General features: G+C 72.6%; 19 protein-coding genes and 1 riboswitch. Of the genes, 5 read left to right on the top strand and 14 right to left on the bottom strand.

Annotation, left to right across the window (positions count from 1 at the left end; all coding sequences use genetic code 11):
* Positions 1 to 6: 6 nt before the first annotated feature.
* Both CHC11_RS02050 and CHC11_RS02045 read right to left on the bottom strand, forming a co-directional pair.
* Positions 7 to 1,509, bottom strand: coding sequence for an RNA polymerase sigma factor (locus CHC11_RS02050; protein ID WP_089309824.1), 1,503 nt, complete (start codon positions 1,507 to 1,509; stop codon positions 7 to 9).
* 292 nt (positions 1,510 to 1,801) lie between these two features.
* A complete protein-coding gene (locus CHC11_RS02045; protein WP_089309823.1) occupies positions 1,802 to 4,051 on the bottom strand; it encodes a substrate-binding domain-containing protein in 2,250 nt (749 codons plus the stop codon).
* 271 nt (positions 4,052 to 4,322) lie between these two features.
* Here CHC11_RS02045 and CHC11_RS02040 point away from each other — a divergent pair, with 271 nt between their 5' ends.
* On the top strand, positions 4,323 to 5,210 hold the full coding sequence (locus tag CHC11_RS02040; protein WP_089309822.1) for a TrmH family RNA methyltransferase: 888 nt from the start codon (positions 4,323 to 4,325) through the stop codon (positions 5,208 to 5,210).
* A gap of 23 nt (positions 5,211 to 5,233) precedes the next feature.
* Positions 5,234 to 5,596 (top strand): hypothetical protein, encoded by a 363-nt coding sequence (locus tag CHC11_RS02035; RefSeq protein WP_089309821.1) that lies wholly within the window; start codon positions 5,234 to 5,236, stop codon positions 5,594 to 5,596.
* An 8-nt stretch (positions 5,597 to 5,604) separates the two neighbouring features.
* On the opposite strand, the gene CHC11_RS02030 is transcribed toward CHC11_RS02035, so the two are convergent.
* The 5 genes from CHC11_RS02030 to CHC11_RS02010 all read right to left on the bottom strand — a co-directional run bounded on the left by CHC11_RS02030 (position 5,605) and on the right by CHC11_RS02010 (position 13,558).
* Positions 5,605 to 6,024: a hypothetical protein gene (locus tag CHC11_RS02030; protein ID WP_143226887.1), complete on the bottom strand. Its 420-nt coding sequence runs from the start codon at positions 6,022 to 6,024 to the stop codon at positions 5,605 to 5,607.
* A gap of 553 nt (positions 6,025 to 6,577) precedes the next feature.
* Positions 6,578 to 7,582: a COG1361 family protein gene (locus CHC11_RS02025; protein ID WP_143226886.1), complete on the bottom strand. Its 1,005-nt coding sequence runs from the start codon at positions 7,580 to 7,582 to the stop codon at positions 6,578 to 6,580.
* 121 nt (positions 7,583 to 7,703) lie between these two features.
* A complete protein-coding gene (locus CHC11_RS02020; protein ID WP_089309818.1) occupies positions 7,704 to 8,072 on the bottom strand; it encodes a hypothetical protein in 369 nt (122 codons plus the stop codon).
* Positions 8,069 to 12,187: an SseB family protein gene (locus CHC11_RS02015; RefSeq protein ID WP_089309817.1), complete on the bottom strand. Its 4,119-nt coding sequence runs from the start codon at positions 12,185 to 12,187 to the stop codon at positions 8,069 to 8,071. Before CHC11_RS02015 ends, CHC11_RS02020 begins: the two co-directional genes overlap by 4 nt.
* Positions 12,188 to 12,298: 111 nt before the next feature.
* Entirely contained in the window at positions 12,299 to 13,558 is a 1,260-nt protein-coding gene (locus CHC11_RS02010) for an aminotransferase class V-fold PLP-dependent enzyme (protein WP_089309816.1), read from the bottom strand.
* A gap of 40 nt (positions 13,559 to 13,598) precedes the next feature.
* Positions 13,599 to 13,715: riboswitch (SAM riboswitch) on the bottom strand.
* 49 nt (positions 13,716 to 13,764) lie between these two features.
* On the opposite strand from CHC11_RS02010, the gene CHC11_RS02005 reads away from it, so the two are divergent.
* Positions 13,765 to 14,139 (top strand): hypothetical protein, encoded by a 375-nt coding sequence (locus CHC11_RS02005; RefSeq protein ID WP_089309815.1) that lies wholly within the window; start codon positions 13,765 to 13,767, stop codon positions 14,137 to 14,139.
* Between the two features lie 13 nt (positions 14,140 to 14,152).
* On the opposite strand, the gene CHC11_RS02000 is transcribed toward CHC11_RS02005, so the two are convergent.
* Positions 14,153 to 17,071: a transglycosylase domain-containing protein gene (locus CHC11_RS02000; RefSeq protein WP_245918660.1), complete on the bottom strand. Its 2,919-nt coding sequence runs from the start codon at positions 17,069 to 17,071 to the stop codon at positions 14,153 to 14,155.
* 216 nt (positions 17,072 to 17,287) lie between these two features.
* Positions 17,288 to 18,436, bottom strand: coding sequence for an FKBP-type peptidyl-prolyl cis-trans isomerase (locus CHC11_RS01995; protein ID WP_089309814.1), 1,149 nt, complete (start codon positions 18,434 to 18,436; stop codon positions 17,288 to 17,290).
* Positions 18,437 to 18,658: 222 nt separating this feature from the next.
* Here CHC11_RS01995 and CHC11_RS01990 point away from each other — a divergent pair, with 222 nt between their 5' ends.
* Both CHC11_RS01990 and CHC11_RS01985 read left to right on the top strand, forming a co-directional pair.
* On the top strand, positions 18,659 to 19,492 hold the full coding sequence (locus tag CHC11_RS01990; RefSeq protein ID WP_089309813.1) for an exodeoxyribonuclease III: 834 nt from the start codon (positions 18,659 to 18,661) through the stop codon (positions 19,490 to 19,492).
* Positions 19,493 to 19,593: 101 nt separating this feature from the next.
* A complete protein-coding gene (locus CHC11_RS01985) occupies positions 19,594 to 19,797 on the top strand; it encodes a hypothetical protein (RefSeq protein ID WP_089309812.1) in 204 nt (67 codons plus the stop codon).
* Positions 19,798 to 19,911: 114 nt separating this feature from the next.
* On the opposite strand, the gene CHC11_RS01980 is transcribed toward CHC11_RS01985, so the two are convergent.
* From CHC11_RS01980 to CHC11_RS01965, 5 genes are all read right to left on the bottom strand, one after another.
* Positions 19,912 to 20,493: a class I SAM-dependent methyltransferase gene (locus CHC11_RS01980; protein ID WP_089309811.1), complete on the bottom strand. Its 582-nt coding sequence runs from the start codon at positions 20,491 to 20,493 to the stop codon at positions 19,912 to 19,914.
* 10 nt (positions 20,494 to 20,503) lie between these two features.
* A complete protein-coding gene (locus CHC11_RS41020; protein WP_179278640.1) occupies positions 20,504 to 21,265 on the bottom strand; it encodes a class I SAM-dependent methyltransferase in 762 nt (253 codons plus the stop codon).
* A gap of 26 nt (positions 21,266 to 21,291) precedes the next feature.
* Positions 21,292 to 22,338, bottom strand: a complete 1,047-nt coding sequence (locus CHC11_RS41015) for a hypothetical protein (RefSeq protein ID WP_179278639.1) — start codon at positions 22,336 to 22,338, stop codon at positions 21,292 to 21,294.
* Between the two features lie 112 nt (positions 22,339 to 22,450).
* Positions 22,451 to 23,287, bottom strand: a complete 837-nt coding sequence (locus CHC11_RS01970; protein ID WP_089309810.1) for an SAM-dependent methyltransferase — start codon at positions 23,285 to 23,287, stop codon at positions 22,451 to 22,453.
* Entirely contained in the window at positions 23,272 to 23,799 is a 528-nt protein-coding gene (locus tag CHC11_RS01965) for an ATP-binding protein (RefSeq protein WP_179278638.1), read from the bottom strand. Before CHC11_RS01965 ends, CHC11_RS01970 begins: the two co-directional genes overlap by 16 nt.
* Positions 23,800 to 23,833 lie beyond the last annotated feature (34 nt).

Raw genomic sequence — 23,833 nt, 5'->3', positions numbered from 1 at the left:
TCTCGATCAGCCGGGGCCCCGGCCCCCGTCCTCCGGCGGGCACGACAGCGTCACGGTGCGCACGTCCCCGTTGGAGAAGCTGACCGTCCCGGAGCCGCCGGGCGGGGTGCAGGTACCGCTGACGCGGGCGTAGCCGGACTGGCCGCTGCGCAGGGTGCCGCCGCCGCTGGCGCTGAGTCCGCCGGACGCCCCCGTGACCGACCACGTGGCCGTCCCGCCGACGGCCCGCACGGTGATGGTGCAGCTGCCCGGACCCGCGCCCTCGATGGCGCAGGAGCCGATCGACAACCGTCCGGCCCTGGGCTGGGTCCGGGTCGCGGTCGGACTGGGCGAGCGGGACGGCCGGCGCGTCTTCGTCGGGGTCGGCGTCGGCGAGGTGGTCGTCGGCGTCGGGGTGGCCGACCGCGTGGGCGTCGGGGTGTCGGACGGCTCCTGCGACTCGGCCGGGGAGGACGGTGACACGGCGGACGCCGACGTCCCGTCCGAGGGGCCCTGCGCGGCGGGCGGCTCGCCGGACGTGCCCGACATCAGGTAGTACGCCGCCGCGACGACCGCGATGACGGCGGCGGCCGCGGCCAGCGCGGCCCACACCCCGCGCCGGCCGCCGCCTGCGCCTCCGGACGTGGCGCGCACGGGCTCCTGCTCGACCATGGCGGGCCAGCCCCAGTCGTCGAACGGCCGGGCCGCCTGCGCGATGGCGGCGAGGTCGGGCGCCAGCGCCGGGTCGGTGGCGGTCGCCATGACGCGCCCGCGCAGGTCGTTCGGCGTCATCGCGACCGGCAGCACCTGCAGGAGCCGCACCGCCGAGACGGTGCGGTCGCGCCGGGGGCCGCAGACGCCGCACGCCTCGATGTGCTGGACGAGCCTGTGCACGACCGGCGGCGGGAGCGGCCATCCCGCGTCGTCGGCGATCGCCGCGGCCTCGGGGCAGTCGTCGCGCCCGGCGCGGGCGATGTAGGCGGCGGCGAGGGAGTCGTCCAGGCGGGCGCGGGCCTCGGCGGTCAGCCCCGTGGCCTGCTGCGCGTCCATGCCGAGGACGCCGCCGATCTCGTCGGCGTCCAGACCGTGCCGCAGCATGAGGTCGAGCGACTCGCGCTCGCGTCCGCGCAGGCCGGACAAGGCGGCGTGGACCAGCCGCCGGGCCTCCTGGCGCCGGGCGAGCTCCGCTTCGTCCAGGAAGCCGTCCTCGGCCTCGGGAGCCTCGTGGCGCCGCGCGGGACGGTCCGGGTCGCGCAGCCGCCGCATGCACTCGTTGCGGACGAGCGAGTACAGCCAGCCGCGGAAGCGGTCGGGTTCGCGCAGGCCGGACACGTGCGCGTAGGCGGCGATGAGCGCGTCGTGGAGCGCGCCGGCCGCCTGGTCCTGGTCGCGCAGCAGTGCGTGACAGTAGTCGTACAGGCGGGCCGCGTAGCGGTCCATGACCTGGATGAGGGCGCTCGGATCGCCTGCCGCCAGCGTCCGCGCCAGGCGCTCGTCGTCGGCGCGGTCGAGACTGGGCCAACCGGACACGAAGTCCTCCCGCGGGCTGTGCTGGGAATCCTCGTCCGGGGCGTCAGGGACGCCGGGGACGGGCTGGAAGATCTCAGAGGGAGCGGTTCGCTCTCCCGGCCCCGGTCGGTCGTCCGACCGGCGGCCGCCTCCCCGTCACGGGCCAGGGAGGGAAGTAGGTCGGAGGCCCGACGGCCCCGCTCCCCGTCGGGCCTCCACATAGATGGACGGCCGAATCCGGCGCCCGGTTGACACGGATTTCAGGGAAAAATCAAGAACTACCTGGCGCATCCGGAAGATCACCGAGTGGTGATCACTGGATCCGGCGGGAGAGCATCTTCAGGAAGATCTTGGAGATCTCCCCGGGCGTCATGGCGATCTGCACGTTGCCGTTCGTCGCCTCGGCGATCTTCTCCAGCTCGCCCCGGTCGACGCCCTTGCCGAACCCGATCATGTTCACCTGGATGGGCTTGTTCGGGTCCTGCATGTCCCTCAACCGCGTGAGCGTCTCCTGCAGCGACGGGCCGTCCGGGTCGTCGTTCTTCCCGTCGGTGAGCAGCAGGATCGAGTTGCCGAACTCCGGCTTGTAAGAGTCGTTCATGCTCTTGTACGCGGCCAGCATCGTCCGGTACAGGCCGGTGTCGCCGTCCGGCTTCGGCTTCATCTGGTTGAGCGTGGACAGGACGAGGCCGCGCCGCGTGTTGGACCCGACCCGCTCGCCGAGGGGCCCGACCGGCACCGTCTCCTTGTACGGCGTCTTGCCGTCCATGTTCGTGGAGAACAGCCACTGGCCGAGCTCGGTGTCGTTGGACATCATGCTGAGCCCGCCCTGCGACACCTGCGCGATGGCCTGGAGCCGGTTGACGTTCGGCCCGACCTTCTCGGCCATCGACCCGGACACGTCGATCAGGGTGAGCATGCGCAGGCCGAGCGACAGCTTCGACCACGCCTGCATGACCTTCGCGACGTCCTCGCTCTTCGGCGCGGGCAGTTGCCGCGGCCGGGCGGGGCTGACGCCGGCCGCCTCGCCGAAGCCGGACGGCGCCCTGCCGTCGGCCGTCCGGAACCCGGCGTCGAGGACGTCCTTGCGGGTCGCCTCGGTCCGCATCGCCTGTTCGAGCAGGCGGGCGGCCTTGCGCTGGGCGTCGCCCTTGGCGGTGACGGTGAACGGGTAGTCCATCGAGAGCGTGCCCTCGGTCGGGTACAGCGCGACCGCGGGCTCGGCGGGCTTGCTCCGGTTGTAGGTGTAGAGCGACTGCTCCGACGACAGCGAGATCGGCTGCTTGCCGGTGCGGTCCTTGCGGAAGTGCTCGAACTCCGCCTTCACGTTCGGGACGGTGCTCTCCCGGACGGTCCGGACGATGCCGGTGAAGATGGAGTCCCGGTTCGGGTCGTTCGCCAGCAGCGTGCTCGTGACCATCAGCGAGCCCATGCCCGCGGCGTTCCTCATCGGGTCGGGCACGACGAGCCGCACCGACCCCGCGGGGATCATCTGGTTCTTGGTCACCGCGCCGCCCGCGACGCCGCCCGCGGCCTTCAGCAGGTTGTCCCACGACGGGCTGGCGGTGATGCCCTGCTTCTTCAGCTGCAGCGCGAGGGTCCGCGGCAGCCCCACCACGATCGGGCTGGCCGCGAGCGAGGTCTTGGTGGACACCACGCCGCTCTTGTCGCCGTTCTCGCCGTCGGTCTGCGCCAGCGAGATCCACAGGGACGAGTCGGGGATCCACACGTCCGGCCGGTCGTTCGCGACGGCCTGCCCGGACAGCTGCGTCGTCACCGCCGACGGCTCGACCCTCTTCACGGTCGCCTTCACGCACTTGCCGTCGACCTTGTGCTTGCCGTCGTTGAACCGCCCGGCGGCCCTCTCCACGACCGGCGCGATGTCGACCGCGGCCGCCACGGACAGGTTCATCGCGCCGTCGCCGGAGCAGCCGCCGCCGCTCTCGGCGAACGCGTAGACGCCCACGCCGAGCAGCAGGGCCAGGCCGACGGCGCCGGCCATCGGCCCGATCAGCGCGGTCGCGCTGCGCTTGCGCCTGCGGCGCCCGTGCTCGTAGCCGCCCGATCCGCTGCCATAGCCCCCCGAACCGCCATAACCCCCCGAACCGCCGGAGCCGCCCGAACCACCGGATCCGCCGCCGTACCCGCCGGAGTCACCCGGCCCACCGGAGCCGCCGAAGAACCCGGCCTGGCCGCCGTCCGACCTGCTGATGGCGTCGTACTCGCTGTAACCCGTCCCGGCCAGCGGCGAGGGCTCGAAGGGAGGCCCCTGCGGGGACGCGGTCCGCGGCTCCTCGCCGTACCGGCCCTGGCCGTAGACCGGCTGCTCGGAGGAGAGCCGGGGCGTGAACCACTCGGGCATCTCGCCGGACGCGCCGGATGCCATGCCGGGCGGGGCGCCCTGCGGGCCCGCCTGAGGCTGGGCGAGCGGCTGCCCCTGGCTGTCCCGCGCTCCGAACCAGTCGGACGACCCGTCGTTGGCCGGGCCGAAGACGGGGGTGGACGGGTCGTACCCGCCTTCGCCCGCCCCTCCGGGGAGGTCATTGCGATGACGTCCGCTCACGGCTGCCCTCGATTCACCTGAAACCGGCCCATGTTCCCCGGCACTGTAGTAGTACGCCCCAGAGGTTACAAAGGACTCAAAACTGATGATGACGCAGGTCATGAGCGTGAGCCCCGACGAACCTGGCAGCGCGCATGGCCGCCGCGCGCAGCGATCGGAGGGGTATGAGCGTACGCGAATCCCTCTCTAGAACCAGATTCAGGGAGCTCTCGCGGCCGGATCCGGCCGCCGCGCAGCCGGGGCACCGGGCGCCCGGCGGCAGACTTGGGGGATGGCCAGCCTGATCCCCGTCTCCGACCCCGCCGACCCGCGCCTCGCGGACTACGTCCGCCTCCGCGACGTCAACCTCCGCAAGAGCCTGGAGGCCGAGCACGGCCTGTTCGTCGCCGAGGGCGAGAAGGTGATCCGCCGTGCGGTCGGCGCCGGCCATCCCGTCCGCTCCCTGCTGATGGCCCGCCGCTGGGCCGGGCCGCTGGCCGACCTGCTGGACGGCGTGGACGCCCCCGCCTACCTGGCCGACGACGCCACCATGGAAGCGATCACAGGCTTCCAGGTGCACCGCGGCGCCCTGGCCTCGATGGAACGACTCCCCCTGCCGCCCGTCGACACCGTCCTCACCACGGCCCGCCGCGCCGCCGCCCGCGAGGACGTCGCCGACCGCGCCGGCACCGGCGCCCCTGTGCGGCGCACTCGGCCGCCTCGCCGCATCCTCGTCCTGGAGGATCTCGTCGACCATGCGAACGTGGGATCCATCTACCGGTGTGCCGCGGCCCTGGGCATCGACGCGATCATCCTGTCCCCGAGGTGTGCCGACCCCCTCTACCGGCGTGCGGTGAAGGTCTCGATGGGCGCCGTCTTCGCCATCCCCTACGCCCGCATGACCAACTGGCACGACGACCTGGGCAAGCTGCGCGCCGCCGGCTTCACCCTGCTCGCCCTGACCCCCGACCAGACGGCCACACCTCTGGACAAGGCATCGACGGGTGACCGCGTGGCCCTCCTGCTCGGCTCGGAGGGCGACGGCCTGTCCTCCCACTGGCTGGACGAGGCCGACGAGCCGGTGTGCATCCCCATGAGCGGGGACGCCATGTCCGCCGGCGTCGACTCCCTCAACGTCACCGCGGCCGCCGCCATCGCCTGCCACACCCTCATGAGGTAGCGCCCACCCGACCGCCCTCGGCCATGAAGTGGCGCGAGGCGGGTTCTCCGCTGCCGGCCTGGCTTTCGCCGTCGGTGGCGATGCCGGGGCTCGCGGCCGGTCTGCGCGGTGACGGCGACGGTGGCCGCCGGCGGTCGCGGACACTGGAGTTCGCCGGAGTCACCGAACTGAGGCGGTCGCCGAACCTCGCAGCGTGCACGGCCTTCGTCGAAGCCCGGCTCGCGGTGCACGCAGGGCGCACGACGGATGCCGCCCACCTGGTGCACAACGCGTTCGAGGAGTTCACACAGCCCTGGTACCGGGCCTACGCGAACGCCGCGGGCGCGGAGCTGGCGGTGCTCGCCGGCCACATCGGCGCCCGGTTCGAGCTTGAATGCACCCGGTGACACACCGACTAAGCGACGGCGGCCTCGTCGTCTCGGTCGGTCAGCAGGCTGGTCAGCCGCTCCCTCTCCATGAACGCCCAGTCCTCCGGGTCGTCCTCCCAGTCGACGCGTTCGTCCACGTCGAGGCCGGCCATGAACTCCTCGTGGAGGCCGGACGGGTTCTGCCTGACCGGGTCGGAGAACTGCCACACCTCCACGGCGGCCCTCAGGTCGCCGCGGTCGGCCAGCAGTTCGGCCAGCCGCCTCGTCGTCGGTGAGGCGTCGCCGTAGGCGCGGGCCCACACGTGCAACGCGGCTTCCAGGTCGCCGTGCTTCGCCAGCAACTCACCCAATCGTCCGGCCGCGTTCCGATCGCCGGACTCCGCTCGGGCGCGCAGCTCCGCGATCTCGTCCTGGTTCGGCACATCACCGTCTGTCCGAATTTCCATTACCGGTCACCTCTTCCGGGGGCAGCAAGGGCGCTGGCAAGGAACAGCCGCTTCGGGAGACTAACCATTCCAGAGAGCCTCAAACCGCTTCCTTGCAGCGAGTTGGCCGGGCCGCGCTCCCGAATCGGGGAGGACGGTCGCGCGGTCGCCGCCGTTTCGCCGGGCATCCCGCACGCCTGCCGACAATCGTCAAGGCGCGCCAAGGGGACCGGGATTTTCGCTCGCCTTGGAACGAGCCGGTCGGTGCCGGGCCGCGCGACGGCGGACACGAGACCGTTGTTCTCCATTAGTGGGCTAGGCGGTCGGCCAGGGGGACGGTCCGCCTTCGTTTGGTCGGTTGACGTCATCGAGCACGGGTATTTCCGGACGTCTCGGAAGGGCGTGCGTGAGATTCTCTTTCGAGGGGTCCGCCGTTTCCGGAGCCGTCCCCATGCGGTGCCGGCGGTCGAGTTCCACGGGGCATGCCCATGAACGAACACGCGCCACTCGTCGAATGCGTGACCTGCGCGCGACCTGCGCTGATCATCTGGGTGAAGACGCGGGCGTCCCGGAGTCACCCGCCGAACATGCCGCCCCGCGGTCGCCGGTGCGTTCCCCTGGGCCGCCTCGGGGCCCCGGCGGGCAGCCGCCGGCGGCCGAGGCGCAGCTGCGTCAGCAGCAGCGAGAACGCCACCATCAGTGCCGCCAGCCAAGCGATCTGCGTGCTGGCCATCCGCTCGAACGTCAGGTCCTGCGCGACGGGCGCCTTGTTGCCCTGGAGGCGGCTCTGCGGCGCCGCCGCCCCAGGGTCCGGGCTCGGCGCGACGGACGGGTTGGGCGCCTGGATGGACGGCAGCGCCACCTGCGGGTTCTGCGCCTCGAAGGACGAGTTGGGCGACGTCTGGACGGACCCGCTCGTCCCCGTCCCGTTTCCGGAGGAGCCGCCTCCCCCACCGGACCCGCGGTGCGACGTCCCCGGAGACGAGGAGCGCGACGACGTGGGCGACGGCGTCGTGGGCCGGCGCGACGGCGACTTCGTGGGCGTCTTCGAGGGCGTGGGGGTCGGGGTGGGAGGCTTCGTGGGCGGCTTCGTGGGCGGCTTGGCCGGGACGACGTACTTGAACGTCGTGTACCCGGCGACGGGGGAGAGGTCGGTGGCGTCGACGGTCACGGTGATCTTGTAGACGGTCGTCGCGTCCGGACCCTTCTTCGGGACCGTCACGTGCGACTTGACGGGCGTCCCGCTCTCGCCCTCGGCCAGGTCGCCGACGGCGCACCCCGCCGACTCGAACGGCACGCCGCAGTCGCCGGTCACCGTCGTGCCCGAGAGGGTCGCCGTGATGTTGGTGACCTTGATGTTCGCCACGGCGCCGCCGACGGCCGTGACGGTCGTGGTGATGTCGAGGGAGTCGCCGGGGTCCAGCTCGGTCGCCGTCGAGGCGACGTTCACCTGGAGCTCGCCCGTCGCGGGGGAGGCGGGATCCGACCCTGGGGTGGAGGGCGCGGCGTCGGCCACGGCGGACGCGCCGCCGGCGGCGAGGATGGCCGCCGTGCCGAGCCCCACAAAGATCGGTTTCACCGTCGCTCGGCAGATCACTGCCGCAGCACCTCCGTCGCTCGCCGTTGAACGCTTCTGTCCGAGGGATCGCCTCGGGACACATGCGAACACGGATCCAAGGGCCAAATCAACCCCGCCCGGGTCAGACGAACTCTTCCCGGACGTCCTCAATCTCTGACCCGGGCGCCCACGCCTGCCAGATGCCCTGGTCGACGCGGTCGAGCCCGAGACTCTCGGCGACCGGGGCCCGCCCGCCCGCGTACTCGACCCGCACCCACGTCTCGTGCTCCCCGACGATGACGAAGCGTTCGCCGCGCCAGCGGCACGTCGTCCGGACGTAGCGCAGCTCCTCGACCTCGGACGCGGGGACGATGCGGCGGAAGCGCCCCGGCCGCAGCTCCTCGAACCCGTCCGTCGGCCCGGGCGCGTACAGCCTGATCTCGCCGTCGGCGCCCGGCGCGGCCTCGAAGTCGCGTCCGAGCCACCGCGCGACGTACCCGTCCCGGATCACTGCGCGGCCTCCGTCCGTCCGTCCCATGCCTCGGCGCCGGCGTCCGGACGCAGCCAGGCGAGCCGGTCGGGGTCGTACATCGCGATGAACCGCTCGGACCGGTCCCTGCCGATGTAGTACATCTCCGCTCCGTACGGCAGCCGGACACTGGTCACCTTGTACTCGCGGATGGATCCGGCGCTTCCCGGCGCGAAGCCGTTCCCCGTGAACGGCGGCCGCTCGATGACCCAGCCCGACTCGCCCCAGGAGGTCATCTCCTCCTCGTCGCGTCCGCCGAAGGGGACGAGGTAGAGGTCGGGGCAGTAGGCCGGCCACCGGATGACGTACACGCCCTCGTCGTCGGGAGAGAACGAGGAGTCGGAGAACAGCAGCCCCAGCGCCTCGTAGATCTGGGCGGGCGTCTGCAACTCGGCCACGTCGTTCGTGGAGTGGACGAAGCCGCCGACGCGGTCGTATCCCTGCTCCAGGTACCAGGAGACGTGGCTGTGCGGGACGACCTTCTGCATGATGGCCGGCGACGAGACGCGGTCCTCGGGGTCGGACGGCAGCTGCGGCACCGGTTCCCGCCGCGGCGGCGGAAGCGGAACCTCCGGCCGCGCCGGGACGAGCCCGACCCGCACCGCCCACTCGCTGAGCGACTGCACCTGGTCGCCGTGCAGCGACGCCCCGATGTGCGTCCCCGGGTTGAGCACCATGGCCCAGTCCTCCCGGGGCCACGCGCCGATCAGCTCCCGGAAGTCGGCGTACACGAACCGGGACTCCGGCAGCACCTCGCGCAGCCGGACCATCGACGTGAACACCTGCACGGACACCGCGTCCCGCAGCGCCGCGTCCCACTGGAACTCCCGCTGTACCGGCGTCACCTCAAGCGGCGCGTCATCGGGGATCGGCACGAGCACGTTCGCGTTCAGCAGCACCCGCAGGAACGCGTCGGAGTCCCCGCCCGAGGCCGCCTCGTAGAGCTCCTGGTCGATCCGGTTCCCCGGCTCGAACACGGGCTCCGGCTCCCCGACGGCCCGCAGCGCCCGGCCGGCCCCCGCCTCTCCGGTGGGCGCGCCGCTTCCACCGTCATCGCCCCCGCCGGTGGCGTCCGCTATGTCACGCCTTTCCGGCTGGCCAGGGTGGGCGGCATCTTGAGGAACCGCCGCGAGGCCGCGTGGCGCCGCTTCACTGTCGGGCGCGCCATGCGGGGTCGTCGGCACGCCCGCGTGGTGAACTTCCGCTTCCCCCGGGGCGCCAGATGTGGCACCTGGAGGCTCGCTGCCCTGGGGACCGACACCAGCGGGCCCCGCTACGCGACGGTCGGCACCTTCCGGCAGGCCGGGGACGGTGCCATCACGTCCAGCCACGTGCCCCGGATCGGCGCCCGCACCCGACGGCACGCCGGGCGCGCGGCCCGCGTCGTCTCGACCGCCCGGCGCGGCACCGAGGGACTCGATGCCCTGAGCCGCGGGCCCGGGAGAAGCCGGGCTCGACGGTACGCCGGGCGCGCCCGCGTCGTCTGGTGCACCAGGCGCGGCGCCTAGGGGCTCGGTGACCTGGGGTGCGATCCCGGGAGCGGAGGCGCTCGGCGGTGTGCCCGGCGCGTCCGCAAGGTGGCGGCTCGCGTCGTCTGGTGCGCCCGGCGCGGTGCCTAGGGGCTCGGTGCCTTGGGGCGCGGGCCCGGGAGGGGAGACGCTCGGCGGCGCGTCCGCGAGGTGGCGGCCGGCGTCGTCTGGCGCGCCCGGTCCTGTATCCGGTGTCTCGGGGCCCTGAGCCTCGGTTCTCGGAAGACCAGGCTCCGGCATGCCGCCTGACGGGGTGGTCGCGCCGGGTGCGGTCGCGCCGGGTGCGCCCAGGGGGAGACGGCTCGCGTCGTCCGGCATGTCGGGTGCCGTGTCGAGAGGCTCGGGGCCCTGGGGTGCGATCCCGGGTGCGGAGGTGCTCGGGGGTGTGCCCGGTGCGTTCGCGAGGTGGTGGCCCGCGTCTCCCGGCACCACTGGCGCGGCGCCGAGGGGTTCGCCGGCCTGAGGAATGGGTTCGGGGAGGCCGGGCTCTTCAACGCCGCCGGGAAGGCTGGTCGTTCCGGGGGCGGAGCCGGGCCCGCCCATGTGGTGGCCCGCGTCGTGCGGCATGCCTGGCGCGAGGTCGAGGGGACCGGTGCCCTGGGGTGCGGGTTCGGGGAGGCCGGGCTCTTCGATGCCGGACGGGCTGGGCGCGCCCGTGTAGGGACGGCCCACGGCGCCCGGCGCGGCCCCTAGGGGCTCGGGGCCCTGGGGTGCCATTCCGGGAGGTGAGGCGCTCACTGGGTTGCCGGGCGCGTCTGCGAGGTTGCGCTCCGGGTCTCCCGGCACTTCCGGCGCGGCGCTGAGGGGGTCGGCAAGGCCGCCGGGCGGGTTGGTCGTGCCGGGGGTGGCCGCCGGTTCGGGTCCGGCCATGTGGCCCGGGTCGATGGCCGTGCTGGACGGGTCCGCGAGGTGGCCCCCCGGAACGCCCGGTACGGGGGCCGGAGCCTGGCCGACCGGGACGTCGCCCGCCTCGACCGCTGGGTCGGGGACGGCCGGGTGGGGCGGGGCGGGGCGCGGCGCGGCCGCCTCGCCGAAGTGCGCGGGGGCCGGGGGCACGGCGTCCGGAAGGCCGGGCTGCGCGGCGCCGCCAGGTGTTCCCGCGTGGTGGCGGCCCGATTCCGCGGGCGCGGGGACGGTGGGCTCGTGCGCCGGCGGCGCGCCCGCGTGGCGGCCCGGGCCGGGGGCGGCGGGGTCGGCCGGGACGGCGGGGGCCACCGGCACCGAGGGCGCGGCCGGCGGCGGGGGCGTCGCGGCGGACGGCGGAGCGGGCGGGCCGCTGAGGGTGCGGACCTGCTCGCCCGGCATGGACGCGTCGATGGGCGTGCCCGGGTTGAGGACGAGCGTCCAGGAGGCGTCCGGCCAGGCGGTGACCATCTCCAGGAGGCTCGGCATGATGAAGCGCGACGAGCCGATCGCGTCGTTCATCCACCTCAGGGACGTGAAGAGCTGGATCGACGTCCGCCCGTGGACGGGGACGGGGCGCCACGGGAACTCGGGGTCGCCGGGCACGATGCCCCACGGGGTCTCGGCGTCCACCGGGACGAGCACCTGGGCGCCGAGGAGGATCTTGAAGAAGGTCTCGGTGTCGCGGCGGCGGGCGGCGTCGAAGAGGCGCTGCTCGATGTCGTTCTGGGGCTCGAAGCGGTCGGTCATCCGCTGGGCGGCGCGCTGGTCGGCCCAGATGGCGAGGCCGGGGAGCTGCTGCGCGAGGACGGTGCCGCCCGCGGGCGAGCCGGAGTTGATGGCGAGGAGCCAGTCGTGGTCCGGCCAGTAGCGCAGCACGACGGTGAACGGCAGCGCGATGTGCTCGGTGCCGGGCCCGGACGCCTCGGCGAGGCGCTCCGGCGAGGTGAAGACCGGGACGACGGTGGAGCCGTCGACCTCGCGGGTCTGCCACGGGAAGCCGGGGCGGCCCGGACGCAGCGAGAAGTCGGTGTCGTCCGGGACGGGCAGCAGCACGTCGGTGGCCGCCAGCGTCTGCAGGAACAGGTCGTGGTCGTTGTTCGCGGCGGCCCGCAGGAGCTCGCGCTCCACGTCGTTGGCCGGCTGGAACTCCGGGCGCGGCGCCTCGCGGGGCAGGTCGCGGTGCTGGTCGCGCAGCTCCTCCCACGGCGGGGACGCGCGGCCGACCTGCGGGGGGCGGCCGTCGCCGTCGGCGACCTGCCGGACGAACCAGGCCGGCAGCCGCGCCTCGATCGGCAGGGCGGCGGGGACGCCGCGGGCGGGCGCGTCCACGGCGAGCCACCAGCGGTCGTCCGGCCAGCTCTCGGCGATGTCGCCGAACCGGACGGTCAGGAAGTGCTGGTGGGACGGCCCGAGGCACGCCCGCATCGCCGCCGCCGACGTGTAAACCAGGACGTGGACGCGGCCGTCCTCCTCCTGGGTGGGCCACGACGGCTGCGCCTCCCCCGCGAGGACCCCGTCCACCAGGTCGGGCGGAACGGGAACGACGAGGTCGGCGTCCGCGAGGAGGCGGAAGTAGCTCTCCTGGTCGCCGGCCCGTACGGTCTCCTGCAGTCGGTGCTCCAGTTCCGACGTGGGTCGCCACGCGTCGGCCACGGTCGCCACCCCCTGTTTCTAGCGTGCTCGTCCCCGCGCGACTGCCTACGCTACATGGGCGAACAGGACCAAAGAGCATAATCATCTGACTGCGCGCGAGAGTTCGCAGGTCAGAACCTGTCAGCGCGCAGTCAGTGCGGCGAGGGCGGTGAGGAGCCGGTCGATGTGCTCCTCGTCCGTCCCGATGCCGATGCTCGCGCGGACGGCGCTCCGGTCCTCGCCCAGCAGGTGCCGGACGAAGGGGTGGGCGCAGAACTTCCCGTCGCGTACGCCGATGCCGTGCTCCTCGGACAGGGTAAGCGCCACGTCCCGCGCGTTCCAGCCGTCCACGGTGAACGACACGATTCCGACGCGCGGCGCCCGCCCGCCCCACAGCGTCAGCTCCCTGACGCGGGGGAGCGCCGCGAGTCCCGAACGCAGACGTCCCACCAGCGCCTCTTCGCGGGCGGCCAGGTCGTCCCAGGCCGGGGACAGCGTCTCGCACGCGGCGGCCAGCGCGAGGGCGCCGAGGACGTTGGGGGAGCCCGCCTCGTGCCGCTGCTCGGCGGAGGGCGCCCACCGGGTCGTCTCCCCGACCGAGGCGCTGGCGCCGCCGCCCTTGAGGTAGGGCTCGGCGGCGCGCAGCCAGTCGGCGCGTCCGGCGAGCACGCCCGCACCGAACGGCGCGTACAGCTTGTGCCCGGAGAACGCGACGTAGTCGAGGCCGAGCGCGGTCATGTCGAGAGGGCGGTGCGGGACGAGTTGCGCCGCGTCCACCGCGATGCGGGCGCCGTTGCGGTGCGCGACGTGCGCGAGCTCCTCGATCGGCCACAGCTCGCCGGTGACGTTGGACGCGGCCGTGACGACGAGCAGCCGCGACCCGATCGGGCACGAGCGCAGCGCGCGGTCGGCCGCCGACAGGGCCTCGGCCGGGGTGGCGGGCGCCGGGAGGCGGACGGCGCGCTTCCACGGCAGCAGCGACGCGTGGTGCTCGCTGTCGAAGACGACGACGCTCGTCCCGGCCGGGACGGCGTGCGCGAGCAGGTTCATCGAGTCGGTCGTGTTGCGCGTGAACACCACGGCCGAGCGGCGCCACGCGCCGAGGAACGACCGCACGGTCTCCCGCGCGTCCTCGTAGGCGGACGTCGTGACCTGGGACGCGTACCCCGCGCCCCGGTGGACGCTGCTGTAGTAGGGCAGCGCGCGGGTGACGGCCTCGTGCACCGCCTCCAGACAGGGCGCGCTGGCCGCGTAGTCGAAGTTGGCGTAGGGGACGTGGCGACCGTCCCGCACCGGAACCGGGACGTCCGCTCCGATGACGCGGGGAAGCGGGCGAACCCGGACCCCCTCGGGGCGCGTCACAGCAGGCGTGATGGGGGAGCGGGCGAGCAGCGTGGGCATGCCTGGACCTTCCGGTCGGGGACCCCGGAACGTCCGTCGGGATCCGCGCTTGCCGGAACGCGGTGCCGCGTCCGGCCAGGTCCTCACCCGGGGCACCCCATCGCGGACGAAGGGTTGCCGGCCAGCAAGCCGGGGCTTTGCGCTGGCGCTCATGACCTCATGCGGAAGTATATGCGGAGCCGATCGGGGATCAAGGGGAGGGCGCGATGCGCTACGGGGTGGTTCGGACGCTGGCCGGCGGCGCGCTGGTGCTCGGCGCCCTCGGTGGGTGCGGGGCGCTGGGCGGCGGCAACTCCGGCCAGGTGTGCACCGACACGAAGAAGGCGTTCCAGCAGTACGTCACCCAGGTGCGGAGCGCTCCGGCGGCGGAGCCCGCGCAGTGGCGGCAGGCGACCGAGCAGCTCGCCGGACGCGTCGACGGGCTCGCGGGGCAGGCCGACGACGCCGACCTGAGCAAGGCGCTGAAGGCGGAGGCGGGCCGGCTCCGCGCCGCGGCGCCCGGGGTCGGTGAGGGCGACGTCTCCCAGCTCGACAGCGTGATCAGGGAGACGCCGGCCACCATCGGCAAGGCCTGCGACTGAGCGGGCGCGGAGGCTAGCCGCCGGTGCCGGGGCGGCCGAGCGGTCCGCCGCCCGTTCCGCCGCCCGTTCCGCCTCCGGGATCGCCGCCGGTCCCGCCGCCGTCGCCGCCGTCGCCCCCGTCACCGCCGTCGCCGCCACCGCCGGGCTGCTGCGGCGGGATGATGGTCGGCAGGTCGGTGGGCGGCGTCGGGACGTCGGGACGCTTCGTGGACGGCGGCGGCTCGACGGGCCCGCCCGTGTCCGGCGGCCGCGTGCCGCCCGGCGGGGCGTCCTGCGTCGGGCCGCCCCAGCCGCCGCCGGGCGTCATCGACGGCTCCCCGAAGGACTCGGGCTCGTAGCCCTTGATGTTCACCGCGTCCGACATGTACGAGCGCCACATCTGGGCGGGCAGCTGCCCGCCGTACGCGCCGTACCCGGGGATGTTCAGCGGCTTGCCGTCGCTGCGGAACATCGAGACCGTCGTCGCCATCTGCGGGATGAAGCCGTTGAACCAGATCGCGCGGCCCTCGTCGGTGGTGCCGGTCTTGCCGGCGACGTCGCGGCCGTCGGGCAGCTGCGCGCCGGTGCCGGTGCCGCCCTGCACGACCTTCTGCATGGCGTAGGTGGCGTCACGGGCGACCTGCTGGCTGAACGCCCGCTCGCCCTTCTCGGCGAACGTGCGCTTGTGGTTCTCGTTGTCGGTGACCGACTTCACCACGAACGGCGTCCGGTGCACGCCCTCGGAGGCGAACGTCGAGTACACGCCCGCCTGCTGGACGGGGTGCAGCGACACGACGCCGAGCGGGAACGTGGCGGCGTCCCGCTGCGCCGGCTTCATCTGCGATCCGGGGATGCCCATCTTCTCGGCCATGGCGACGATCTTCTTGTTGCCGATGTCCTGGCCGAGGTTGACGTAGGCCGTGTTGATCGAGTGCTCGGTGGCGGTGACGAGGTTGACCGTCCCGAAGTTCTCGTTGCTGTCGTTGCGGATGGACGCGCCGTGGAAGTACTGCGGGGAGCTGCCGTCGTAGCTGGTGGACAGCGTCTTGCCGTCGTCCAGAGCGGCCGCCAGCGCGATCGGTTTGAACCCCGACCCGGCCTGCGCCCAGTCGCCGAAGGCGCTGCTCAGCGCCTCCTCCAGGTAGCCGCGGCCGCCGTAGAAGGCGAGCACCTGCCCGGTCTTCGGGTCGACCGACACCGCGCCGGTGCGGATCTTCTTGCTCATCCCGTTCGGGGCGTTGTTCGCGACGGCCTGCTTCATCGCGTCCATCAGCCGCTTGTCGAACGTCGTGGTGATCTTCAGCCCGCTGCGGTTGATCTCGTCCTCGCTGTAGCCGCGGCGCTCGGTGAGCTCCTTCTTGGCCACGTTCACCATGTAGCCGCGCTGGCCCTTGAGGACGTCGGTGATCTTCTCCTTGCCGGGGGCCGGGAAGGTCAGCGAGGCCGCCTCGGACGAGGTGAGCGCCCCGTCCCGGACCATGTTGCCGACGATCGCGCGCCAGCGCTGCTCGGAGTAGGCGCGGCGGGAGCCGGTCGGGTCGGAGAAGTTGCTCGGCTGCTGGATCGCGGCGGCGAGGTAGGCGCCCTCCGCGGGCGTCAGCTTCGAGACGTCCTTGTTGTAGTAGGCGTGCGCGGCGGCCTGCACGCCGTAGGCGTCGCGGCCGAAGTAGATGGTGTTGAGGTACTGCTCAAGGATCCAGTCCTTGTCCTTCTCCCGGCCGACCTTCAGGGAGACCATGATCTCCTTGAGCTTGCGGGTGACCGAGCGGTCCTTGCCGATGCCGCCGTAGTAGTTGCGGACCATCTGCTGCGTGATCGTCGAGCCGCCCTGCAGCTGCTTGCCGGTCGCGGTGGACCACAGCGCCCGCGTCGTGCCCTGGACCGACACCCCGGGGTCGTCGTAGAAGCTGCGGTTCTCCGCGGCGATCACAGCGGCCCGGGTGCTCTCGGGGATCTTGTCGAGAGTGACCGCGTCCCGGTTCATCCCGGTCTTTGCGATCTGCGTCTTGCCGTCGGAGTAGTAGAACGTCGGCCCCTGCGCGATCGCCTGCTCCTGCGGCGACGGCACCGGCGTGAACAGGTAGGCGACGCCGAACGCGGCGATGCAGAACCCGATGAAGCCGAGGATCAGGAACAGCGCCCGGCGCAGGAACCGCGACCTGCGGCTGCGCGGCTTGCCGGGCCCCTTGCCCCCGCCGCCCCCGCCGCCCCCGCCGCGCCCGGGTCCGGGCGGCGAGCCCCCGTCACGGGAGCCGCGCTGGGTCGAGTCGTGCTTGGAGGCGGCGGCCATGCTCTTGGTATCTCCGGCCACAGCCCCGTCGACACCATCGACCGCGGTGACATCATCAGCCGCGTTCGCCGCGCTGACCTCGTTGGACGCACCGCCACCGCCAGACGCGGTGACGTCGTCAGGAGCGGTCATCTCGTCGGGCGCGGGGGCCTCGGTCGACGAGGCGGCCTCGGTCGGCGCAGGGGCGCCGTCGGACGTGGTGGCGTCGGACGTGGTGGCGTCGGACGTGGTGGCGTCGTCAGGTGTGCCGGGGGCATCGGAGGCGGGGGCGCCGGCGGTCGTCGTCGCGGCCGCGGGATCGCCGACCCCGGCGGGCGGGGGCGGCGTCTCGGTGACGGGTTCAGCGGTGCCGGGGGCGTCGGAAGCGGAATCCGCTGCGGTATCGGTGGAGGTCGTGGCGTTATCGGCGGCGCGCGATTCAGGACCCACGCTCGCGCCGGCGGCCTCTTCGCGTTCCTTGTCGTCGTTTCGAGATATGTCGCCCTCGTCGACGAATTCGGCGTCACCGGTGGTTTCTCCGGCGGCGGCTTCGGTGTCCACGGTCAGCGTGGCGGTCGCGGGACCGTCCGTGCCGGCCGGTGCCCCGGCCTCGGTTTCGTGCCGGTCCGCCTGGCCCGTCCCGGAGCGTTCCTCTCGCTCCGGGATCTTCTCGCTGTCGCTCACAAGCCCCCCGTGATTAATGCGTTACAGACGATACCTGAGGGAATCCGTGCGCCGACCGCCCAATGCGCATCCGCGGCCTCCCAAAGGAGGACGGGCAATCCGCCTCTCCGGTTGTCGTGACGGATGTCGCAGCGGGCGGATTCTCGTGGAAAGCCGAGCGGCGGGGCCCCGACCGGGTGCCCCGCCGCTCCGGCGCACGGCCGCGCCCCGGTCAGCTCACTTGTAGACCTTGGCGAGGATGTCCACCACGAAGACCAGGGTGTCGTCACCCTTGATCTTGGGCGGGCTGCCCTTCTTGCCGTAGCCGTCCTCCGGCGGCAGGACGAGCAGCACGCGGCTGCCGACCTTCGCGCCGGTGAGCCCCTTGTCGAAGCCGGGGACGGTCCGCCCGGTGCCGATCGGGAACGTCGCGGGCTGCTTGTTGTCCCAGCTGGAGTCGAACTTGTCGCCGGACTTCCAGATCTTGCCGGTGTAGTTGACGACCGCCTCGTCGCCCTTGGCCAGCGCGGGCCCGTTGCCCGCGACGATGGTCTTGGCCTGGAGCTTCTTGGGCGCGTCCCTGTCCGGGACCGTCACCTTGGGCTCCTTGCCGGCGCCCTTGTCCTCGACCTTGGGCAGCGACTTGTCGTCCAGCTTCTGGGCGGTGCCCTGCGGCTGCTGGCTCTTCGGGACGACCGCCTGGACGTCCATGATGAAAAGGATCGCGTCCTTGGCGGTGATCTGCTGCGGGCTCAGCTGGGTGAGCTCCTTGGACGGCGGGAGCTGCATGACGAGCCGGCTGCCGGCGGACTTGCCGACGAGGCTCTTGTCGATGTCCTTGAGCCCGCTCTTGCCGATGACGAGGTGCATCGGGCCGCCGCCGCCCTGCTGCTGGCCCTCCTCGTAGGACGAGCGGACCTTCTCGCTGGTGCTCTTGACCCGCGAGTTCTCCTCGTCCTTGTCCTTCGACCACTTGTAGGTCGCGAACTGGACGTAGACGGTGTCGCCCTCGGCGGCGACGGGGCCACCGCCCTTGATCGGCGTGCTCACCTTGAGCGTCTTGGTCGGCTCCAGCTTCTTCGGGATCTCGACCTTGGGCTCGGCGGCGAACTTGCCGGTCACCTCGATCTTCGGACCGGGGCGGCTGACCCACCAGAACACCCCGCCGGAGACCGCGAGCGCGGCGACCACGATCCCGGCGATCACCATCAGCCGGCGCTTCTTGGCCTCCTTGGCGGTCAGCGCGGACGGCTTGTTCAGCCCGCTGCCGCGGCCGGCGCTGATCCCGTGCGGGGTGAACTCGGGGCTGCGGATGCTCTGGGCGTTCGGGATCTTCGCCTTCGCCTTGACCGCCGGCTTGCCCCGGGGCTTGTCATCCTCGGACATGTTTCCTCACTTGCTCCGGGTTCGACGACACCACAACCGTGACCACCCTTCCAGGGCCGGGCTAAGCACAGCGTGAAAACCGGGTAAAGGAGGCCGACCCGCAATCTACCGGTCACACACAAGGAGCGGTGTCTCTGGCAGGGGACAGGGGAAGGCGTCAGGATATCCCCGCCGGACGTGTGACACACGCCTCCACACCGCCGGGGATGGCAGGCTGGGGGGATGCGCCTCGCGACGTGGAACGTCAATTCCGTCAAGGCACGCCTTCCGCGCCTCCTCACCTGGCTGGACGAGACGAAGCCGGACGTGGTCTGCCTCCAGGAGACCAAGTGCCGCGCCGACCAGTTCCCCGCCGCGGAGGTCGAGGAACTCGGGTACGCCACCGCCGCGCACGGCGACGGTCGATGGAACGGCGTGGCCGTTCTTTCGCGGGTCGGCATCGAGGACGTCTCGAACGGCTTTCCGGGCGAGCCCTCCTACGCGGGCGAGGCAGGGGCCGAAGGCGAGGACGAGCAGATGGAGCTGAGCGAGCCCGTCCTGCTCGCGCCCGAGGCCCGCGCGCTCGGCGCCACGTGCGGCGGCGTGCGGGTCTGGTCGCTGTACGCGCCGAACGGCCGCACCCCGGAATCGGCCCACTACACCTACAAGCTCGCCTGGTTCGCGGCCCTCCGCGACGCCCTCGCGGAGGAACTGGCCGCCGGGTCGCCGCTGGTCGCCTGCGGCGACTACAACGTCGCCCCCACGGACGAGGACGTCTGGGACCCGGCGGTCTTCGCCGGCTCCACGCACGTCACGCCCCCCGAGCGGCAGTCACTGGCAGAGCTGCGGGCCCTCGGCCTTCACGACGTCGTCCCGACGATCGCGAAAGGCCCCCACCCCTACACGTACTGGGACTACCGGGCCGGCGCCTTCCACAAGGACATGGGCATGCGCATCGACCTGTTCTACGCGAGCGAGCACGTCGCCGGCCGGGTCGCCTCCGCCTACGTCGACCGCGAGGCCCGCAAGGGCAAGGGCCCGTCCGACCACGCCCCCATCATCGTCGACCTCGACTGACCTCGCGTCTTGCCGATCATGCCGAACACCGCACGGTCCAGGGCAAGGTCCGGTTGATCATTTCCAACCGGACGCAATCGAGATAGGGAAGGGAAGCGACCATGGGCAAGAAGGACAAGGTCGACCGCCCGCACGTCAACGAGGGCAACGCTCCGACCGGGCGCTCGTACAGCGTCATCCCGCACGGCTCGTCCAGCGGGTCGTCCGGGACGTCCGGGACGAGCACCTCGGGCACCTCGACCGGCCTGGACCCGAAGGTGGTCAAGGCCCTGGAGGACGCCGCCAACGTCATCCGCGAGGACTGACGTCTGACACCCTGCCGCCCCGCGGCAGGTGAACCAGTGTTCCGGCGGGCGAGTGGCTGCGTTACGCGCCCGCTCGCCGGAACATCTTTCCCTGTCAGGGACCTGCCCGGGGCGTCAGGCGCCGCGGCGGGCGAGGAGGCGGCGTTTGCCGGCGTCGTCGTGCTGGTCGAGGACGGTGAAGCCGTCCGGGAGCAGCGAGGCGGGCTCACCGGGCTTGAGGCACCATTGCGCGGGCAGGCGCGGCCGGTCGCGGCGGGCGGCCTCGGTGAACGCCTCCCAGGCCAGCAGGCCGCCCGGCAGGACGGCCCCGGCCGCGCGCTCGAAGACGGCGCGGTCCCAGAACCCGGTGCACAGGACGAGCGCGTACCTGTCCGGGCCGGGCCGCCAGGCGCCGAGGTCGGCCTGGACGAGCGTGACCAGCGGGCCGAGCCCGCGTCGCCGGGCCTCCGCGCCTCGCCGTGCGAGGGCGATCTCGGAGATGTCCACGGCCGTCACGCGGCGTCCCGTCCAGGCGGCCAGCAGGGCGCTGCCGGACGGGCCGGAGGCCAGGTCGAGCACCCCGCCGTCCGGCATCCCGAGCGACAGCGCCCGCTCCGCGAGCGGGTGGGCCCGCGACGGCCCGGACGACTCCGCGTACTTCCCGTTCCACCGGAGCCTGTCCGGATGCCCCGCTAATTCCGCCGGCACGTCCTCCATGGGGACGACTCTAACGGCGCTCCGCGATCAAGAGCATGAACATGGCCGTGGGGAAGCCCTTGCGCCACCACGGGTCGTCCCGCAGCTGCTCTTCCGTCGGGTGCGGTTCGCGCAGGTCCGCGATGACGAATCCGGCGTCTCGGAGCGTTCCAGCGTAGTACTCCAGCGGCCGGAGCCAGCTTGTGATCATCGATGGGGATTCCAGGCCGTCCACCATGAACCGCTGGTCGATCCCGCGCGGGGTGAAGTACCGCGCCGCCGGGACGCTGCTCGCCGCGCCCTGCTCGGCGTTCTCCACGTAGAAGCAGGGGTGCAGCGTCAGCAGGACCAGCCGGCCGCCGCTGCGCAGGACGCGCGAGAACTCGCCGATGGCGCGAGTCGGGTCCTGCAGGTGGCTGAACAGGTGGTTGCACAGGACGAGGTCGAACCGGTCGTCCTCCAGCGGCAGGTCCTCGACGCTGGCACGGGTGAACGTGGCCTTGCCCTCCTGCGCCGGGTGCGACGAGGCCGCGTCGATCAGCCCCTGAGCCGCGTCCACGCCCGTGACCTCGGCGCCCATGGCGGCGAGCCGGCGCGACAGGTAGCCCTCGCCGCATCCGGCGTCCAGGACGCGCTGCCCGGTGCAGTCGCCGACGGCGTCCAGGACGGCGGCGTCGGTCAGTTCGGTCCGGTACCGGTCGCGGCGCTCCCTGATGACCTTGACCCAGTACTGCGCGTTCGCCTCCCATCGCGCGCGCGTCAGTTTCGCGATGGCTTGCGCCGTGTCCTCCACCGGCTCCCCATTCTCCAAAGCCTGGTTCAGGCAAGGCCCTTGAGCCGCCGCACCAGCATGTTGCAGGTCTGTCTGATCCTTCTGTCCCGGCAGTCGACCCCGCGCAGTTCCAGCGCCTGGACCAACTCGGGGAGCCTTCCGCCGAACGCCGGATCGCGTTTGAGCGCCAGCGGGATGTACGTCGACACCAGGTAGTAGAGGTAGGCGTCGTTGTAGACCGCGATCTCGCGGAGCACCTCGGTGGCCGTGTTGCGCAGCGACAGGGAGCTCGGAAGGGTGAAGTCGCTGCTGATCCGGCCGTCTCGCGTATAGGTGGGGAACGACCATTCCTCGAGCGCCGCGTAGACGGGCGTCGCGTCGAGTTCCTGGCGGTAGCGCTCGGCCAGGTCGAAGTCGTTCGAGCTGATCAGGGAGCCCATCACCACGCCGCGCATCATGAAGGCGGTCTGCCGCCCGGGCACCTCGAAGCCGAGGTCGGCCTCCAGCGCCCCGGTCACCTTGCTGACCTGGTGCGTGAGGATGTTGAGCGCGAGGATCGAATGGAACGAGTAGGTCTTGCGGTTCAGCCGCGGGGCCAGGTCGATGGACGAGTCGAAGAGCTTGCGGGGGTCCGTCAGGATGCCCTTGCCGGCCTCGGTGGAGTAGAGCGCCTCCAGCGCGGTGTCCTGCTCGCGCCCCCAGAAACGGGCGATGAACGAGGACGTCTTCTGCGTCGCCTGGCCGCGCATGATGTGCAGCCCGGCCTCCAGCGCGTTCAGCAGGTGCTGCTGCGCGACGGTCGAGTTCTGCAATGCCTCCAGGTCGACGGTGAGCCCTTCGCCGTGCAGGTCGGCGACGAGCCCGTCGCGCCTTTTCCGGACGGCGTGCGCCATCGAGTACTCGGCGATTCCCGGCACGGACGACATGAGGCTCTGCAGCGACCGCCCGCTGACCCGGTCGAGCCATTCCGCGTTGTCCCACAAGCGGAAGATCGTGCTCTCGTCGAGTCCGGAGAAGGCCGCCACGTCGGACATGTTGAGTCCCATGTCCCTGGTGATGTCGGAGAGAGACTTCGGCTCGCCGTCCGCTGTCATCACTCGCCCTAGATGTGGCAGTTGCTGGCGCTTCGATCGTAGCGAAGCGCCGCGTGCGCGGGACGGGCGATCGACAGAAGTCTCGGCGAGCAGCGCGGGGGACATGCCGCCGTCACCCCGTTACGCGCCCGACGCAGCCGATGAGCGGCAGCGGGCGCGGGTCGGCCTGGGGGGCGGGCCCCGGCAGCAGGGCCGGGTAGGGGGCGAGCATCCGCAGGCTCGCGCAGATGCGGGCGATCTCGTCCGCGCTCCGCGGCCGGAACGGGATGTCGACGCCCTCGCACGGCCCGGAGACCGGGTCCAGTTCCGGCGACCGCTCGGCGTGGGTGATCACCACGTGGCTGCCGGGGGCGAGGCCCGCCGCGAGCGCGGCGACGATCCCGGCCGGGTCGTCCTCGTCGGCGACGAAGTCCAGGACGCCGAGCAGGAACACCGCGACGGGCTCGGAGAAGTCGATCAGGCGGCGCAGGCCGGGGTCGGCGAGCAGCGCGGCGGGGTCGCGGACGTCCCCGGCGAAGGCGCCGGTGCCGGCGTCCACGGCGAGCAGCGCCCGGGCGTGCGTGAGCACCATCGCGTCGTTGTCGACGTAGGCGACGCGGCAGTCAGGGGCGGCCCGCCGGACGAGGTCGCCGAGGTTCTCGGCGGCGGGCAGCCCGCAGCCGACGTCGACGAACTGCCGCAGTCCGGCCTCCCCGGCGAGCAGCGCGGCGGCGTGGTCCAGGAAGCCCCTGTTCGCCTGGACGAGCCGCAGCACCACCGGGCAGTCGCGCAGCGCGCGCTCGGCGGCCTCGCGGTCCGCGGCGTAGTTGTCCTTGCCGCCGAGGAGGTAGTTGCACATGCGGGCGACGCTGGCCGACGTCGTGCTGAGCGCGGTCCCGCCCCCGGGAGGGGACGGATCGGCCCGGCGGGTCGGGCTCAGCGCCGCCCCGGAGGTCACGGCAGCCGCCATCCGTCCCGGACGCCGACGCCGAACCAGAAGGTGGAGGCCCCGCTCTTGCCGCGGCAGGTGCCGTAGTCGGTGGCGAGGGCCTTCATCAGGGCGAGCCCGCGCCCGCCGGTCGGCAGCGCCTCGTCCACCGCCCGCGGCTGCGGCCCCTGGGCGGCGCCGCCGTCGGTGATCTCGACCCGCACGTACCGGTCGACGTGCAGCACGGTCAGCGTGATCGTCCCGTCCCGGCGCGGCCGCGCGTGCAGCACCGAGTTGGTCATGGCCTCGCTGGTCAGCAGTTCCAGGTCGCCGAGTTCGGACCGGTCGGCGCCGAAGTGCTGCCCGACGAGTTCGCGGACGTAGGAGCGGCCGAGCCGTACGGCGGGCGGCGTGGCGGCGAGGTCGATCTCGCCGATGAGGCGCCCGGACGACTTGCCGTTGTGGTTCCAGGCGGACGGGATCCCGACTTCCAGCGAGGGAGCGGGTGCGGGCACCAGCACGGGCGCCCCGGACCATGTGTCTGATGCGTTCATGGCGGTGTCGGCTTCACGTCTCCGTGTCGGGCTG

The sequence above is a fragment of the Actinomadura mexicana genome, assembly GCF_900188105.1.
GTDB classification, from domain to species: Bacteria; Actinomycetota; Actinomycetes; order Streptosporangiales; family Streptosporangiaceae; genus Spirillospora; species Spirillospora mexicana.
Note: the sequence above shows the minus strand (reverse complement) of the source record. Positions and strands in the feature narration are given on the sequence as shown.

Excerpts from the sequence above, each read along its gene's own strand:
- CHC11_RS02035 (WP_089309821.1), top strand. The coding sequence starts at position 5,234 with ATGAAGTGGCGCGAGGCGGGTTCTCCGCTGCCGGCCTGGCTTTCGCCG.
- CHC11_RS02030 (WP_143226887.1), bottom strand. The coding sequence starts at position 6,024 with ATGGAAATTCGGACAGACGGTGATGTGCCGAACCAGGACGAGATCGCG.
- CHC11_RS02010 (WP_089309816.1), bottom strand. The coding sequence starts at position 13,558 with ATGCCCACGCTGCTCGCCCGCTCCCCCATCACGCCTGCTGTGACGCGC.
- CHC11_RS01980 (WP_089309811.1), bottom strand. The coding sequence starts at position 20,493 with ATGGAGGACGTGCCGGCGGAATTAGCGGGGCATCCGGACAGGCTCCGG.
- CHC11_RS01970 (WP_089309810.1), bottom strand. The coding sequence starts at position 23,287 with ATGGCGGCTGCCGTGACCTCCGGGGCGGCGCTGAGCCCGACCCGCCGG.
- CHC11_RS01995 (WP_089309814.1), bottom strand. The coding sequence starts at position 18,436 with ATGTCCGAGGATGACAAGCCCCGGGGCAAGCCGGCGGTCAAGGCGAAG.
- CHC11_RS41015 (WP_179278639.1), bottom strand. The coding sequence starts at position 22,338 with ATGACAGCGGACGGCGAGCCGAAGTCTCTCTCCGACATCACCAGGGAC.
- CHC11_RS02005 (WP_089309815.1), top strand. The coding sequence starts at position 13,765 with ATGCGCTACGGGGTGGTTCGGACGCTGGCCGGCGGCGCGCTGGTGCTC.
- CHC11_RS01985 (WP_089309812.1), top strand. The coding sequence starts at position 19,594 with ATGGGCAAGAAGGACAAGGTCGACCGCCCGCACGTCAACGAGGGCAAC.
- CHC11_RS01990 (WP_089309813.1), top strand. The coding sequence starts at position 18,659 with ATGCGCCTCGCGACGTGGAACGTCAATTCCGTCAAGGCACGCCTTCCG.
- CHC11_RS01965 (WP_179278638.1), bottom strand. The coding sequence starts at position 23,799 with ATGAACGCATCAGACACATGGTCCGGGGCGCCCGTGCTGGTGCCCGCA.
- CHC11_RS02040 (WP_089309822.1), top strand. The coding sequence starts at position 4,323 with ATGGCCAGCCTGATCCCCGTCTCCGACCCCGCCGACCCGCGCCTCGCG.